Origin of the sequence: Paraburkholderia xenovorans LB400 (assembly GCF_000013645.1) — a bacterium.
Classification (GTDB): domain Bacteria; phylum Pseudomonadota; class Gammaproteobacteria; order Burkholderiales; family Burkholderiaceae; genus Paraburkholderia; species Paraburkholderia xenovorans.
This window is the reverse complement of sequence record NC_007951.1, coordinates 3,792,666-3,807,640: the sequence shown is the minus strand read 5'-3', so window position 1 is coordinate 3,807,640 and position 14,975 is coordinate 3,792,666. Positions and strand designations below refer to the sequence as shown.

The 14,975-nt window shown below is 63.3% G+C and carries 14 protein-coding genes; all 14 read left to right on the top strand.

The window, feature by feature from the left end; all coding sequences use genetic code 11:
- Positions 1 to 49 precede the first annotated feature (49 nt).
- The 14 genes from pheA to cysM all read left to right on the top strand — a co-directional run bounded on the left by pheA (position 50) and on the right by cysM (position 14,883).
- Complete coding sequence (gene pheA / locus BXE_RS17070; RefSeq protein ID WP_011489484.1) at positions 50 to 1,132, top strand: prephenate dehydratase; 1,083 nt, start codon at positions 50 to 52, stop codon at positions 1,130 to 1,132.
- A gap of 77 nt (positions 1,133 to 1,209) precedes the next feature.
- Positions 1,210 to 2,322 carry a histidinol-phosphate transaminase gene (gene hisC / locus BXE_RS17065; RefSeq protein ID WP_011489483.1) on the top strand — a complete coding sequence of 371 codons (1,113 nt, stop codon included), beginning with the start codon at positions 1,210 to 1,212 and terminating at the stop codon, positions 2,320 to 2,322.
- Between the two features lie 52 nt (positions 2,323 to 2,374).
- Complete coding sequence (locus BXE_RS17060; protein ID WP_038457466.1) at positions 2,375 to 3,316, top strand: prephenate dehydrogenase; 942 nt, start codon at positions 2,375 to 2,377, stop codon at positions 3,314 to 3,316.
- 19 nt (positions 3,317 to 3,335) lie between these two features.
- A complete protein-coding gene (aroA, locus tag BXE_RS17055; RefSeq protein WP_011489481.1) occupies positions 3,336 to 4,640 on the top strand; it encodes a 3-phosphoshikimate 1-carboxyvinyltransferase in 1,305 nt (434 codons plus the stop codon).
- Between the two features lie 35 nt (positions 4,641 to 4,675).
- Positions 4,676 to 5,362, top strand: a complete 687-nt coding sequence (gene cmk / locus BXE_RS17050) for a (d)CMP kinase (RefSeq protein WP_011489480.1) — start codon at positions 4,676 to 4,678, stop codon at positions 5,360 to 5,362.
- A 164-nt stretch (positions 5,363 to 5,526) separates the two neighbouring features.
- Complete coding sequence (rpsA, locus tag BXE_RS17045; RefSeq protein ID WP_012433974.1) at positions 5,527 to 7,260, top strand: 30S ribosomal protein S1; 1,734 nt, start codon at positions 5,527 to 5,529, stop codon at positions 7,258 to 7,260.
- A 101-nt stretch (positions 7,261 to 7,361) separates the two neighbouring features.
- The gene (locus tag BXE_RS17040) at positions 7,362 to 7,685 is read left to right on the top strand and encodes an integration host factor subunit beta (RefSeq protein WP_011489478.1); all 324 of its coding nucleotides are present in this window, start codon (positions 7,362 to 7,364) and stop codon (positions 7,683 to 7,685) included.
- A 390-nt stretch (positions 7,686 to 8,075) separates the two neighbouring features.
- Positions 8,076 to 8,369 carry a LapA family protein gene (locus tag BXE_RS17035; protein WP_011489477.1) on the top strand — a complete coding sequence of 98 codons (294 nt, stop codon included), beginning with the start codon at positions 8,076 to 8,078 and terminating at the stop codon, positions 8,367 to 8,369.
- Between the two features lie 68 nt (positions 8,370 to 8,437).
- The gene (gene lapB, locus BXE_RS17030) at positions 8,438 to 9,613 is read left to right on the top strand and encodes a lipopolysaccharide assembly protein LapB (protein ID WP_011489476.1); all 1,176 of its coding nucleotides are present in this window, start codon (positions 8,438 to 8,440) and stop codon (positions 9,611 to 9,613) included.
- A 137-nt stretch (positions 9,614 to 9,750) separates the two neighbouring features.
- Positions 9,751 to 11,154, top strand: a complete 1,404-nt coding sequence (locus tag BXE_RS17025) for a UDP-glucose dehydrogenase family protein (protein WP_011489475.1) — start codon at positions 9,751 to 9,753, stop codon at positions 11,152 to 11,154.
- On the top strand, positions 11,120 to 12,127 hold the full coding sequence (gene rfaE1, locus BXE_RS17020; protein ID WP_081435538.1) for a D-glycero-beta-D-manno-heptose-7-phosphate kinase: 1,008 nt from the start codon (positions 11,120 to 11,122) through the stop codon (positions 12,125 to 12,127). Before BXE_RS17025 ends, rfaE1 begins: the two co-directional genes overlap by 35 nt.
- A 147-nt stretch (positions 12,128 to 12,274) precedes the next feature.
- Positions 12,275 to 13,267, top strand: coding sequence for an ADP-glyceromanno-heptose 6-epimerase (rfaD, locus tag BXE_RS17015; protein ID WP_011489473.1), 993 nt, complete (start codon positions 12,275 to 12,277; stop codon positions 13,265 to 13,267).
- A 77-nt stretch (positions 13,268 to 13,344) separates the two neighbouring features.
- Positions 13,345 to 13,710, top strand: a complete 366-nt coding sequence (locus BXE_RS17010) for a ComEA family DNA-binding protein (RefSeq protein ID WP_011489472.1) — start codon at positions 13,345 to 13,347, stop codon at positions 13,708 to 13,710.
- Between the two features lie 270 nt (positions 13,711 to 13,980).
- Positions 13,981 to 14,883 (top strand): cysteine synthase CysM, encoded by a 903-nt coding sequence (gene cysM / locus BXE_RS17005; protein ID WP_007180896.1) that lies wholly within the window; start codon positions 13,981 to 13,983, stop codon positions 14,881 to 14,883.
- Positions 14,884 to 14,975 lie beyond the last annotated feature (92 nt).

Sequence of the window (14,975 nt, the reverse complement as noted above, 5' to 3'; positions counted from 1 at the left end):
TTTCCAGCACGCATTTGTGCAGCAGCCACCGGCAAGGCCGTTTTCACGCATGGACGACGAACTCAATACCCGACTCAAACCTCTTCGCGAGCGCATCGACGCCCTCGACGCGCAGTTGATCGCGCTCCTCAATCAACGCGCCGCGGTAGCGCTCGAAGTGGGCGAGGTCAAGAAGCATTTCAACGCGCCGGTGTTTCGGCCGGAGCGCGAACAGCAGGTGATCGCGCGTCTGCAGGACATGAGCGAAGGGCCGCTCGCGAGCGAGCATATCAGCGCGATCTGGCGCGAGATCATGGCCGCGAGCCGCGCGCTCGAAAAGACCATCAAGGCCGCTTATCTCGGCCCGGTCGGCACCTACAGCGAACAGGCAATGCACGAGTACTTCGGTCAGTCGATCGAAGGCCTGCCGTGTTCGTCGATCGACGAAGTGTTCCGGTCGGTCGAGGCCGGCGCCGCGGAATTCGGCGTCGTGCCGGTCGAGAATTCGACCGAAGGCGCAGTGTCGCGCACGCTCGATCTGCTGCTGCAAACGCAACTCACGATCGGCGGCGAACTGGCTTTGCCGATCCACCACAATCTGTTGACGCTGAATGGCGGCCTCACCGGCGTGACGCGCGTGTGCGCGCATGCGCAGGCGCTTGCGCAGTGCCAGCGCTGGCTGTCGACCAACGCGCCGCATCTGGAGCGCCAGGCAGTGTCGAGCAATGCGGAAGCGGCGCGCATGGCGGCGGAAGACCCGACCGTGGCAGCCATCGCCGGCGATCGCGCCGCGACGCACTACGGCTTGCAGGTGGCGTATGCGCTGATTCAGGACGATCCGCACAACCGCACGCGTTTCGTGATGATTGGCAAGCAGCCCGCCGGCCCGAGCGGTTATGACCAGACGTCGCTGATCGTCTCCGTGCATAACGAGCCTGGCGCCGTATTCAAGCTGCTCGAACCGCTGGCACGCCACAGCGTATCCATGACGCGCTTCGAATCGCGTCCGGCGCGCGTCGGCACGTGGGAGTATTACTTCTACATCGACCTCGAAGGCCATCGCGACGATCCGGCGGTTGCGGCCGCGCTCGCCGAACTCGGCGAGAAGGCTGCGTTCCTGAAGATTCTGGGCTCGTATCCGCGCGCCCGCTGATGATATTCAAGCGGCGGCACGCTGTACCGGGCGCGCCAGCCGCACATCCCATTACTCATAGTCGTTCGGAGATTCTCATGACAGCGTCTTTCGGTCCTTCCTACGTGCGTGCCATTGCGCCTTACGTCGCGGGTAAACCGATTTCGGAAGTGGCTCGCGAATTCGATCTGGACGAAAAGACCATCGTGAAACTGGCCTCGAACGAGAATCCGCTCGGCATGCCGGAATCGGCGCAGCGCGCGATGGCGCAGGCCGCCAGCGAACTGGGCCGCTACCCCGACGCCAACGCGTTCGAACTGAAGGCCGCGCTGAGCAAGCGCTACGGCGTGCCGGCCGACTGGATCACGCTCGGCAACGGCAGCAACGACATCCTCGAAATCGCCGCACACGCGTTTGTGGAAAAGGACCAGTCGATCGTCTATGCACAGTACTCGTTCGCGGTTTACGCGTTGGCCACGCAAGGTCTGGGCGCTCGCGCGATCGTCGTGCCGGCTGTCGGGTACGGTCATGACCTCGGCGCCATGCTCGCGGCGATCACCGACGACACGCGCCTGATTTTCGTCGCCAATCCGAACAACCCGACCGGTACGTTCATCGAAGGCGCGAAGCTCGAAGCGTTTCTCGACAAGGTGCCGCGCAACGTGGTCGTCGTGCTCGACGAGGCATACACGGAATATCTGCCGCAGGAGAAGCGCTACGACTCGATCGCGTGGGTGCGCCGCTATCCGAATCTGCTGGTGTCGCGAACCTTTTCGAAGGCGTTCGGCCTTGCCGGTTTGCGCGTGGGTTTCGCGATCGCACAGCCTGAATTGACCGATCTGCTGAATCGTCTGCGTCAGCCGTTCAACGTGAACACGCTGGCGCAAGCCGCGGCGATCGCCGCGCTGAACGACAGGGCGTTTCTGGAGAAGAGCGCCGTGTTGAACGCGCAAGGCTATCGCCGTTTGACCGAAGCGTTCGACAAGCTCGGTCTGGAATATGTGCCTTCGGACGGCAACTTCGTGCTGGTACGTGTCGGCAACGACGACGCAGCGGGCAACCGCGTCAACCTGGCGTTGCTGAAGCAGGGCGTGATCGTGCGGCCGGTCGGCAACTACGGCTTGCCGCAATGGCTGCGCGTCACGATCGGCCTGCCGGAAGAAAACGAAGCATTCGTTGCGGCGCTCGAAAAAGCGCTCGCCACCGTGTAAGCGGTAACCCTTGACCCGCGCGCCTCGTCGGCATGACAGGCGCGCTCTATTTGTGACCGACGTGGCCGCGTTTTCTTTTGACAAACTGGTAATTTTCGGTGTCGGCCTGATCGGCGGATCGCTTGCGCGCGCGTTGCGCGAACGGAGCGGGACTGAGGGTGCGCGTACGGTGATCGGCGTCGGACGTTCATCCGCCTCGACCGGGCGTGCTCTGGAGCTGGGTGTGATCGACGGCTCGGCGGCGCTGAACGACGCCGCCTCGCTGCGCGAAGCCTTGTCCGGCGCCGACTTGGTGCTGCTGGCCGCGCCCGTCGCGCAGACACAGCCGCTGCTCGAACGCATCGCGCCGTTTCTCGATCCGGCCACGATCGTCACCGACGCGGGCAGCACCAAGTCGGACGTGGTCGCCGCCGCGCGTGCGGCGCTCGGCGCGCGTATCGGCCAGTTCGTGCCAGGGCATCCGATTGCCGGCCGCGAAGCAAGCGGCGTGGAGGCAGCCTTGCCCGACCTGTATGTTGGCCGCAATGTCGTGTTGTGTCCGCTGCCGGAGAACGCGCCGGCAGCCGTGGAGCGCGTCGCGGCCATGTGGCGGGCCACCGGCGCGCTCGTGCGAGACATGGCGCCCGGGCAGCACGACCGCGTGTTCGCATCGGTCAGCCATTTGCCGCACCTGCTCTCGTTCGCGCTGGTCGAGCAGATTCTCAATTCACCCGATGCGGCGCTGAAATTTTCGTTCGCGGCGGGCGGCTTCCGCGACTTCACGCGCATAGCCGCGTCGAGCCCGGAAATGTGGCGCGACGTCTGCGTGGCCAATCGGGTCGCGCTGCTCGACGAACTCGATGCGTATACGGCGGTACTTGCCCGCCTGCGCGCGGCAATCGAAGCCGCCGACGGCGCCGCTCTCGAAACCGTGTTCGCACGCTCGCGCGTGGCGCGCACCGAATGGCAGGAACAGCGCGCTGGCGGCGTCGCCAATGGCGACGCGTCGAAATAACCGGAAACTGGACTCAATCATGGAATTCCTCGATCTCGGACCGTTCTCTCGCGCGTCCGGCACGATTCGTCTGCCTGGCTCGAAGAGCATCTCGAACCGGGTGCTGCTGCTCGCGGCGCTCGCCGAAGGCGAAACGACGATCACGAACCTGCTCGACTCCGACGACACCCGCGTGATGCTCGACGCGCTCGAAAAACTCGGTGTGCGTCTGAAGCGCGACGGCGACACCTGCGTCGTGACCGGCACGCGCGGCGCATTCACGGCGCGCACGGCGGATCTGTTTCTCGGCAACGCCGGCACGGCGGTGCGTCCGCTGACGGCGGCGCTGGCGGTCAATGGTGGCGACTATCGGATTCACGGCGTGCCGCGCATGCACGAGCGGCCGATCGGCGATCTGGTCGACGGCCTGCGCCAACTCGGCGCGAAGATCGACTACGAAGAGAACGAAGGCTATCCGCCGCTGCGGATTCGCCCCGGGCAGATCAATGCCGACGCGCCGATCACCGTGCGCGGCGACGTGTCGAGCCAGTTCCTGACCTCGCTTCTCATGACGCTGCCGCTCGTGCGGACCGGAAGCGGCGTGAGCACCGTGCAGGTGGACGGCGAACTGATCTCGAAGCCGTACATCGAGATCACCCTCAAGCTGATGGAGCGCTTCGGCATCAAGGTCGAACGCCACGGCTGGCATCAGTTCGTCGTGCCGGCGGGGCAGCGCTATCAGTCGCCGGGCAGCATCATGGTGGAGGGCGACGCGTCGTCCGCTTCGTATTTCCTCGCGGCCGGCGCGCTCGGCGGCGGGCCGCTGAAAGTGGAGGGCGTCGGCCGGGCCAGCATCCAGGGCGACGTCGGCTTTGCCGATGCGCTCATCAGGATGGGCGCGAACCTGCAGATGGGCGACGACTGGATCGAGGTGCGCGGCGTCGGCCACGACAGCGGCAAGCTCGAGCCGATCGACATGGACTGCAACCTGATTCCCGACGCTGCAATGACGATCGCTGTCGCGGCCCTGTTCGCGGACGGCGCCACCACGCTGCGCAATATCGCCAGTTGGCGCGTGAAGGAAACCGACCGGCTCGCCGCAATGGCGACCGAACTGCGCAAGGTCGGCGCCAAGGTGAAGGAAGGCGAGGACTTCATCATCATCGAGCCGCCTGAAAAGCTGATTCCGAACGCCGCCATCGACACCTACGACGATCACCGCATGGCCATGTGCTTCTCGCTGGTGAGTCTCGGCGGCGTACCGGTCCGTATCAACGACCCGAAGTGCGTCGGCAAGACTTTTCCCGATTATTTCGAGCGCTTCATTGCGCTTGCTCAACCCTGATTCGACCCCGAATCGACCGACGTGCGACTTTTTCGATGAAACCGACCCGTCCCTTTCACCAGACGCCCGTCATCACGATCGACGGCCCGAGTGCCTCCGGCAAAGGCACCGTGGCCGCGCTGGTTGCCGCGAGCCTCGGCTTCCATTTGCTGGACAGCGGCGCGCTGTACCGTCTCGCCGCGCTTGCCAGCCTGCGCTACACCATTGAGGCGCACGACGTCGACGCCCTTGTAAAGCTGATCGACGATCTGCATATCACTTTTCGCGAAGGGCTGGCGCAACTCGACGGCGTCGACGTGTCGGCCGAAATTCGCGCCGAGGAAGTGGGCAGCCGCGCCTCGGCGATCGCCGTGCACGCGCCCGTGCGCGCCGCGCTGGTGGCGCGCCAGCGGGCGTTCCGTAAGGAACCGGGGCTGGTTGCCGACGGCCGCGACATGGGCACGGTCATCTTCCAGGATGCCGTGCTGAAGGTGTTCATGACTGCCAGCGTCGAGGCCCGCGCGGCGCGGCGGCATAAGCAATTGATCCAAAAAGGATTTTCTGCTAATATAGATGACTTGCTCCGGGATTTGCGTGAGCGCGACGAGCGTGACAGTCAGCGCGTAGCCGCGCCGCTCAAGCCTGCAGCGGATGCAAAGCTGCTCGATACCTCCGCATTGTCGGTCGACCAGGCGGTCGAGCAGGTGGTGCAATGGTATGAAGCTTTAGTCCCGCATGCCTGATGAAAGTACTGGTTGTGCATCAGCGGCGGGCGCAGTAGAAGTTCGTTGTCAGTAGGTGCTTCGCGCGTCGTCGCGAGGCGTTGTGTTAACCCCTTAACCCCGCGTGGCATTCGCATTCTTGCCGATATTGCTGACCGTCCGGCCAGCCGGGCACCGCGAGAACCATGCAAATTTTGATTTTTATGTCCGACCTGCAAACCTCTACCCCGAATACCGAATCTTTTGCGGCTCTGTTCGAAGAGTCGCTGACCAAGCAAGACATGCGCGCCGGCGAAGTGATCTCCGCCGAAGTCGTGCGTGTTGACCACAACTTCGTGGTCGTCAACGCTGGTCTCAAGTCCGAAGCCTACATCCCGCTCGAAGAGTTCCTGAACGACGCGGGCGAGGTAGAAGTGCAGGCGGGCGACTTCGTTTCCGTCGCGATCGACGCGCTGGAAAACGGCTATGGCGACACGATCCTGTCGCGCGACAAGGCGAAGCGCCTCGCTTCGTGGCTGTCGCTGGAAAAGGCTCTCGACAACAACGAACTCGTGACCGGCACGATCACGGGCAAGGTCAAGGGCGGCATGACCGTCATGGTCAACGGCATCCGCGCGTTCCTGCCGGGTTCGCTGGTCGACACGCGTCCGGTCAAGGACACGACCCCGTACGAAGGCAAGACGCTGGAATTCCGCGTCATCAAGCTCGACCGCAAACGTAACAACGTCGTGCTGTCGCGCCGTGCCGTGATCGAAGCGACCCAAGGCGAAGAGCGCGCAAAGCTGCTCGAAACGCTGAAGGAAGGCGCGATCGTGGAAGGCGTGGTGAAGAACATCACCGATTACGGCGCGTTCGTGGACCTCGGCGGTATCGACGGCCTGCTGCACATCACCGATATCGCATGGCGTCGTGTGCGTCACCCGAGCGAAGTGCTGTCGGTTGGCCAGGAAGTCACCGCTAAGATCCTCAAGTTCGATCAAGAAAAGAACCGCGTTTCGCTGGGCATCAAGCAACTGGGCGACGATCCGTGGGAAGGTATCTCGCGCCGTTACCCGTCGGGCACGCGCCTGTTCGGTAAGGTCACCAACATCACCGACTACGGCGCATTCGTCGAAGTCGAATCGGGCATCGAAGGCCTGGTTCACGTGTCGGAAATGGACTGGACGAACAAGAACGTTGCACCGTCGAAGGTTGTGCAACTGGGCGACGAAGTCGAAGTCATGGTTCTCGAAATCGACGAAGACCGCCGCCGTATCAGCCTCGGCATGAAGCAATGCAAGCCGAACCCCTGGGACGACTTCAGCCGCAACTTCAAGAAGGGCGACAAGCTGCAAGGCGCAATCAAGTCGATCACCGACTTCGGCGTCTTCATTGGTCTGCCGGGCGGTATCGACGGTCTGGTTCACCTGTCGGACCTGTCGTGGTCGGAAACGGGCGAAGAAGCGGTTCGCAAGTACAAGAAGGGCGACGAAGTGGAAGCGATCGTTCTCGGCATCGACGTCGAGAAGGAACGCATTTCGCTGGGCATCAAGCAGCTCGAAGGCGACCCGTTCAGCAACTTCGTTGCCATGAACGACAAGGGTTCGATCGTCGACGGCGTGGTCAAGACGGTGGACGCGAAGGGCGCCGTGGTTCAGCTGTCGGCTGAAGTCGAAGGCTACCTGCGCGCTTCGGAAATCGCACAAGACCGCGTGGAAGACGCTCGCAACGTGCTGAAGGACGGCGACAAGGTCAATGCGATGATCATCAACATCGATCGCAAGTCGCGCGGTATCAACCTGTCGATCAAGGCCAAGGATTCGGCTGAGCAACAGGAAGCGATCCGCGGCCTGGCTTCGTCGGACTCGAGCTCGGCTGCCACCGGCACGACGAACCTCGGCGCGCTGCTGAAGGCCAAGCTCGACGGCCAGAACCAGTAATTGAGGAGCGCCCCCAAACCTGTCGCTTCGCGCCAGGCCCCCCAAGGGGGCCAGGAAAACTTGGGGGCGGCCCGGCGTTTTCTTGAGAGGTCTGCTGCAGTATGACCAAATCGGAATTGGTCGCCCAGCTGGCTACGCGATTTCCGCAACTTGTTCTTAAAGATGCGGATTTCGCGGTGAAGACGATGCTTGATGCGATGTCGGAGGCGCTTGCCAACGGTCATCGCATTGAAATTCGCGGCTTCGGCAGCTTCGGCCTTAACCGCCGTCCCTCCCGCGTCGGGCGTAATCCGAAGTCGGGCGAGAAGGTGTTGGTACCTGAGAAGTACGTACCGCACTTCAAGCCAGGCAAGGAATTGCGTGAGCGGGTAGATCGTCGCGCGGGCGAGCCGCTGAAGGCCGAAGATCCGGATGACGACCTGTAAATGCTTCGCTGTGCCGTTTGCAGTGTGGCATAGGTAGCGTCAGCGGCCAAAGCCAGTCGGCAAAAGACCAGAAAAAGCGCCTTCGGGCGCTTTTTTTTCGCCTGTCGTTTGCGTGTTTTGTTTTGCGTGTTTTCGCCCCCATCGACGCGGCGCATACCCGCACAGCCCGGCTTACATAACAGCGAACCGTGGAAAACCGACGTGTCCGCCCGCGTCTCCGCTTGCGGCAAGATGCGGCGCGACACAGCGGCGGCCGCCCGCAATCCGCCAGTTCCTGCCCAGCCGCGAAGGCTTCAATTACAATACGGGTCACTTCGGCGCGGGCAACACCGTGGCGCGACGCGTCATCAAGCCGGCGTCACCCCGCAACTGCCGTCAAGAGACCTATTCATGAAATTTATCGTCTGGCTGATCCGGGTGCTGGTGTTCGTGCTGCTGCTGGTGCTGGCGCTTTCCAACACAGATCCTGCTACGCTGAGATTCCCCGGTGGTTACACGTGGTCGCAGCCCTTGATCCTGATCGGCCTCGTTTTCTTCGTGGTCGGGTTGCTGGCGGGGCTGGTGTCGTCGGTGCCGGCTATGCTGCGCTTGCGTATGGAAAATGGCCGGCTCAAGCGCGAATTGCGCGTGGCGCGCGAAACCCCAGTCGTGGTCGAACAACCGCCCATGCCGCCGCTGATCTGAATTTCTCCTGCCGCGCATTTTGAGCGTGGCTTCCCGTTTTCGCTTTCGCGCACATTTGCATTAATCGCATGGATCTAGACTTCTGGTGGCTGCTTGTCATACCCGTCGCTTTTGCGTTCGGCTGGATGGCCGCGCGCTACGACCTCAAGACGCTGCTGTCCGAAAGCGCCAATCTGCCGCGCTCGTATTTTCGCGGCCTGAATTTCCTGCTCAACGAACAGCCGGACCAGGCGATCGATGCGTTCATCGAAGTGGTCAAGCTCGATCCCGAAACGGTCGAGTTGCACTTCGCGCTGGGCAATCTGTTCCGTCGCCGCGGTGAAACCGACCGCGCGATTCGCGTGCATCAGAATCTGTTGAGCCGCGCCGATCTGCCGGTCAGCGAGCGCGATCACGCGCTTTACGAGTTGGGGCAGGACTTCCTGAAAGCGGGTCTGCTCGATCGCGCGGAGGAAACCTTCCGCTCGCTCGAAACCGGTGACTACGCGTTGGGCGCGCAGCGCGCGCTGCTCACCATCTACGAGATCGAGAAGGACTGGGTCAAGTCGATCGACACGGCCCGTCATCTGGAAACGATGGGCGCGGAGTCGCTCGACAAGGAAATCGCACAGTTCCACTGCGAACTCGCGCAGGAAGCGCTACAGCAGAAGAAGCCGGACGAGGCCCGCCGCCAACTGGGCTTCGCCCTGAAGGCGAACCCGACCAACGTGCGCGCCACGATCCTGTTCGGCGACGTCGACGCGGCCGGCGGCGCGCCGGAAGCTGCGATTGCCCAATGGCGGCGCGTGGAGGAGCAGAACCCGGCGTATCTTCCGCTGGTCGCCGAAAAGCTGATGAAAGCCTACGAGGCGCTCGGCCGCCCGCAAGATGGCGCCGATCTGCTTACCACGTGGGTGGACCGCTATCCGACCAACGATCTGCTCGATGTCGCCTATCAGCACGTCGCATCTCTGCGCGGACCCGAGGCCGCGCATACGCTGGCGCGTTCGCAAATGCAGAAGTCGCCGAATCTGGCGGGCATGACGCGGCTGCTGGAGGCGCAGGAAGCCGTCGCGGAAGAACCGCGGCGCAGCGAACTCGAATTGATGCGCACGCTGATTCGCCAGCGCACCAAAAATCTGCCACGGTATACGTGCCAGAATTGCGGCTTCAGGGCGCGGCTTTTCTATTGGCAGTGCCCGGGTTGCAGCGGTTGGGAAACCTATGCGCCGCGCCGCGTCGAGCCGATCACCGCATCGAACTGACGCGCGCGGCGACGCCGGCTTCGGCCGCGCGGTTGCGCCGCGCACGGCAACTGCCCCTGCGCGGGCGGAATTTGCAACATGTTCGTGACCGGCTTCATCGCCGGGAATCATCACCGGAACCCTCTACCGGATAGCGTATGAAAATCACCATTATCGGCACGGGCTACGTGGGTCTCGTCACTGGCGCGTGTCTCGCCGAGATCGGCCACGACGTCTTCTGTCTGGACGTCGATCCGCGCAAGATCGAAATCCTCAATAACGGCGGCGTGCCGATTCACGAGCCGGGCTTGCAGGAGATGATCGCCCGCACACGCGCGGCGCGCCGCATCACGTTTTCCACCGATGTCGAAGCCGGCGTCGCGCACGGCGACGTGCAGTTCATCGCCGTCGGCACGCCGCCGGACGAAGACGGTTCGGCCGATCTGCAATATGTGCTCGAAGCGGCCCGCAACATCGGCCGCACCATGAACGGCTTCAAGGTGATCGTCGACAAATCGACGGTGCCGGTCGGCACCGCGCAGCGCGTGCGCGCGGTGGTCGAAGAAGAGCTGGCCAAACGCGGACTTGCCGGCAGCGCGCAACACGGCTTCTCGGTGGTGTCCAATCCCGAATTCCTGAAGGAAGGCGCGGCGGTCGACGACTTCATGCGCCCCGACCGCATCGTGATCGGCCTCGACGAAGACGAAGCCGGCTCGCGCGCGCGCGAACTGATGAAGCGTCTGTACGCGCCGTTCAACCGCAATCACGAACGCACGCTGTACATGGACGTGCGCTCGGCCGAATTCACGAAATACGCGGCGAATGCGATGCTCGCCACCCGCATCTCGTTCATGAACGAAATGTCGAATCTGGCGGACCGCGTCGGCGCGGATATCGAGGCGGTGCGCCGCGGCATCGGTTCCGATCCACGGATCGGCTATCACTTCCTGTATGCCGGTTGCGGCTATGGCGGCTCGTGCTTCCCCAAAGACGTCCAGGCGCTGATCCGCACGGCCAGCGAAAGCGGCCACAATCTGCGCATTCTCGAAGCGGTCGAAGAAGTGAACGACAGGCAGAAAGACGTGCTGGTGCACAAGATCACGAGCAAGCTCGGCAACGATCTGAGCGGCCGCACGTTCGCGGTGTGGGGTCTCGCGTTCAAGCCCAATACCGACGACATGCGCGAGGCGCCGAGCCGCCGCCTGATCGCGGAACTGCTGGCGCGCGGCGCGCATGTGCGCGCGTACGATCCGGTCGCGGTGACCGAAGCGCGCCGCGTATTCGCCATCGACCTGCATGACGCACCGGAGCAGTTCGCGCGTCTCACCTTCGCGACCACGCAGGACGAAACGCTCACGGGCGCCGACGCCCTCGTGATCGTGACCGAATGGAAAGAATTCAAGAGCCCGGACTTCGTCCATCTGAAATCGGTGCTGAAATCGCCGCTGATTTTCGACGGACGCAACCTGTATGAACCGGACGCGATGACCGAGCTCGGCATCGACTATCACTCGATTGGACGCCCTTATGCCCAACCCTCTGAACTTCCGGCCGATGTCTGAGATCGCGCCCGGCGCCGCTCCGTCCACGCCCGCGCCGCAGCTCACCAGCGTGCCGCGCGAACAGCTCGCCGCGGCGCGCGTGCTGGTGGTGGGCGACGTGATGCTCGATCGCTACTGGTTCGGCGACGTGGACCGCATTTCGCCGGAAGCGCCCGTGCCGGTCGTGCTGGTGCAGCGTCAGGAAGACCGCCTCGGCGGCGCGGCGAACGTCGCGCGCAATGCGGTCGCGCTGGGTGCGCAAGCAGGCCTGCTATGCGTGGTCGGCCATGACGAGCCCGGCGAGCGCATCGTGCAGTTGCTGAACGAGAGCGGCGTAAAGCCGCATCTCGAACGCGATCCGGCGCTCCTCACCACGATCAAGCTGCGTGTGCTGTCACGCCAGCAACAGTTGCTGCGCGTCGACTTCGAAAACTCGCCGGCGCACGAAGTGCTGCTCGCGGGTCTCGCGCGATTCGACGAACTGCTGCCATCGCACGACGTGATCCTGATGTCCGATTACGCGAAGGGCGGCCTGACCCACGTCACGCAGATGATCTCGAAGGCCCATGCGGCGGGCAAGCCGGTGCTGGTCGATCCGAAGGGCGACGACTGGGAACGCTATCGCGGCGCCACTCTGATCACCCCGAACCGCGCCGAGTTGCGCGAGGTGGTCGGGCACTGGAAATCGGAAGAAGATCTGCTCGCGCGCGTGACGAAGCTACGCGCCGAACTGCAGTTCAAGGCGCTGCTGCTGACGCGTTCGGAAGAGGGCATGACGCTCTTCTCGGACGACGGCGTCCTGCACGCTTCGGCTGTCGCACGCGAAGTGTATGATGTCTCGGGCGCCGGCGACACCGTGATCGCCACGCTCGCCGCCATGCTCGGCGCGGGTCTCACGCTGGTCGAGGCGGTTGCGCTCGCGAATCGCGCGGCCGGCATCGTGGTCGGCAAACTCGGCACCGCCACCGTCGACTACGACGAACTTTTTCATTGACGCGAACCGCCGGGTCTCTCGCTGCGCTTGAGTCATGAACGGCGTGCAGAGGGATCCGCGGAACGTCAACTGAACCTGTCGATCGGAGTCGGCACAGAGCGCCGACTCCGATCCCATGCAAAGCTCACTACCGCAGGATCATCAATCATGACCCTCATCGTCACCGGCGCGGCCGGTTTCATCGGCAGCAATCTCGTGAAGGCGCTCAACGAGCGCGGTGAACAGCGCATCATCGCGGTGGACAATCTGACGCGCGCGGACAAATTCAAAAACCTCGTCGACTGCGAGATCGACGACTATCTCGACAAGACCGAGTTCGTCGAACGCTTCAGGCGCGGCGACTTCGGTAAGGTGCGCGCGATTTTCCACGAAGGCGCCTGTTCGGACACGATGGAAACCGACGGCCGCTACATGATGGACAACAACTTCCGCTATAGCCGCGAGGTGCTCGACGTCTGCCTCGCGCAGAACATCCAGTTCCTGTATGCATCCTCGGCGGCGACGTACGGCGGGTCGAGCCGTTTCGTCGAAGAGCGCGAAGTCGAGCAGCCGCTGAACGTGTACGGCTACTCGAAATTCCTGTTCGATCAGGTGATCCGCCGCGTGCTGCCCACGGCGAAGAGCCAGATTGCCGGCTTCCGTTATTTCAACGTGTACGGGCCGCGCGAAACGCATAAGGCGCGCATGGCGTCGGTGGCGTTTCACAACTTCAACCAGTTCCGCGCCGAGGGCAAGGTCAAGCTGTTCGGCGAATACAACGGCTACGCGGCGGGCGAGCAGACGCGCGACTTCGTTTCGGTTGAAGACGTGGTGAAGGTCAACCTGTTCTTCTTCGACAATCCGGACAAGTCGGGCATCTTCAACCTGGGCAGCGGCCGCGCGCAACCGTTCAACGACATCGCCAGCACGGTGGTCAACACGCTGCGCTCGCTGAACAACGAACCGGCGCTGTCGCTCGCGGAACAGGTGCAGCGCGGGCTGATCGAATACATTTCGTTCCCCGATGCGTTGCGCGGCAAATACCAGTGCTTCACGCAGGCGGATCAGTCGAAGTTGCGCGCGGCCGGCTACGACGCGCCGTTCCTGAGCGTACAGGAAGGTGTCGATCGTTACGTACGTTGGCTGTTCGGCCAGGTGTAAATAATTCGGATCCCTCTTTAAACTGGAATCTCCCGGTTGGTGATGGTCGCCAACCGGTTGTACGAGGGAGATTCCATATGTTTCGAAAAATTCTGGTTACCGCGGCCATGCTCGCCGCTTTCGGCCACGCTTATGCGGCGGTCGACGTCAACACGGCTAATGAGGACGCGCTGCGCGGCATCAAGGGCATCGGTCCTGCCAAAGCGAAAGCCATTCTCGACGAGCGTGCGGCGCATGGTCCGTTCAAGGACCCGGCCGATCTCGGCAAGCGCGTCAAGGGCATGGGCGGGCATACCGTCGAGCGCCTGCAGGCGGAGGGTCTCGCTGTCGGTCCGGCTGGCGCGGCTGCTAACGCGCAGGCTGCGGCGTCTGCACAGACCAAAGGCGCGGCCGTTCCGGCCAACGCGCCGAAGAACAGTGCAACGGTGGCGGTGAAGAAATAGCCTGACACGGAGCGGGCGCGTGGGCCGGATAGTCGCGCGCCCGCTCCGCCGTGCAGTTTTCCTTCATGGTCGGAGTCGTCACGAACACTCCTTCAGCTGTCATGCAGATGACTGGCTCCCGCGGTTCTCAGCCGCGGGCTTTTTGCGTTGCGGGCGCTCGCTGACGGGCGCCTGCATCCATGCGCACAGAAGGGCCGCGCGGCAGGTGCGGGCACGGTGGTTTAGAATCGACGGATCAAGACTTCGCGCACCGACAGCACCCGAACCGATATGGCTTACAAAACGATTGAAGACACGATCGGCAATACGCCGCTCGTGCAGCTCGTCCGGCTCCCCGACGACGAGATCCGCAGCCGCAACAACGTGATCCTTGCGAAGCTCGAGGGCAACAACCCCGCGGGTTCGGTGAAGGATCGCCCGGCGTTGTCGATGATCAAGAAAGCGGAAGCGCGCGGGCGCATCAAGCCCGGCGACACGCTGATCGAATCGACCAGCGGCAACACCGGCATCGCGCTGGCTATGGCGGCCGCGATCCGTGGCTACAAGATGGTGCTGATCATGCCGGAAGATCTGTCGGTGGAACGCCGTCAGAGCATGGCCGCATACGGTGCGCAGATCGTGCTCACGCCGGTCACGGGCGGCATGGAGTACGCACGCGATCTGGCCGAGCAGATGCAGCGCGAAGGCAAGGGCATCATCCTCGACCAGTTTGCCAATCCCGACAATCCGGCCGCGCACGTCGAAGGCACGGGGCCGGAAATCTGGCGCGATACCGAAGGGCGCATTACCCACTTCGTGTCGTCGATGGGCACGACCGGCACGATCATGGGCGTGTCCACCTATCTGAAAGAACAGAACCAGGCGATCGAGATCATCGGCGCGCAGCCCGAAGAGGGTTCGCGCATTCCGGGCATCCGCAAATGGCCGGAAGCCTATCTGCCGAAGATTTTCGATCGCAGCCGCGTGGATCGTGTGGAGAACGTGAGCCAGGCCGCCGCCGAGGCTATGGCGCGCCGTATGGCGTCGGTGGAGGGCATCTTTGCCGGCATCTCGTCGGGCGGCGCGTGCGAAGTGGCGCTGCGCGTCGCGCGGCAGGTCGAGAACGCGACCATCGTGTTCATCGTTTGCGATCGCGGCGACCGTTATCTGTCCACGGGTGTGTTTCCCGCTTAAACGCTCTGCGGCGTTTCTCGTCCGTCAATGAAAAAAGCGCCGATTCGCAACCGGCGCTTTTTTCATGTCCACCCGTGAGGCGGGCTCGTCGC

Excerpts from the sequence above, each read along its gene's own strand:
- BXE_RS17025 (WP_011489475.1), top strand. The coding sequence starts at position 9,751 with ATGAAAATCACCATTATCGGCACGGGCTACGTGGGTCTCGTCACTGGC.
- hisC (WP_011489483.1), top strand. The coding sequence starts at position 1,210 with ATGACAGCGTCTTTCGGTCCTTCCTACGTGCGTGCCATTGCGCCTTAC.
- rfaD (WP_011489473.1), top strand. The coding sequence starts at position 12,275 with ATGACCCTCATCGTCACCGGCGCGGCCGGTTTCATCGGCAGCAATCTC.
- lapB (WP_011489476.1), top strand. The coding sequence starts at position 8,438 with ATGGATCTAGACTTCTGGTGGCTGCTTGTCATACCCGTCGCTTTTGCG.
- cysM (WP_007180896.1), top strand. The coding sequence starts at position 13,981 with ATGGCTTACAAAACGATTGAAGACACGATCGGCAATACGCCGCTCGTG.
- BXE_RS17035 (WP_011489477.1), top strand. The coding sequence starts at position 8,076 with ATGAAATTTATCGTCTGGCTGATCCGGGTGCTGGTGTTCGTGCTGCTG.
- BXE_RS17010 (WP_011489472.1), top strand. The coding sequence starts at position 13,345 with ATGTTTCGAAAAATTCTGGTTACCGCGGCCATGCTCGCCGCTTTCGGC.
- cmk (WP_011489480.1), top strand. The coding sequence starts at position 4,676 with ATGAAACCGACCCGTCCCTTTCACCAGACGCCCGTCATCACGATCGAC.
- aroA (WP_011489481.1), top strand. The coding sequence starts at position 3,336 with ATGGAATTCCTCGATCTCGGACCGTTCTCTCGCGCGTCCGGCACGATT.
- pheA (WP_011489484.1), top strand. The coding sequence starts at position 50 with ATGGACGACGAACTCAATACCCGACTCAAACCTCTTCGCGAGCGCATC.
- rpsA (WP_012433974.1), top strand. The coding sequence starts at position 5,527 with ATGCAAATTTTGATTTTTATGTCCGACCTGCAAACCTCTACCCCGAAT.
- BXE_RS17040 (WP_011489478.1), top strand. The coding sequence starts at position 7,362 with ATGACCAAATCGGAATTGGTCGCCCAGCTGGCTACGCGATTTCCGCAA.
- rfaE1 (WP_081435538.1), top strand. The coding sequence starts at position 11,120 with ATGCCCAACCCTCTGAACTTCCGGCCGATGTCTGAGATCGCGCCCGGC.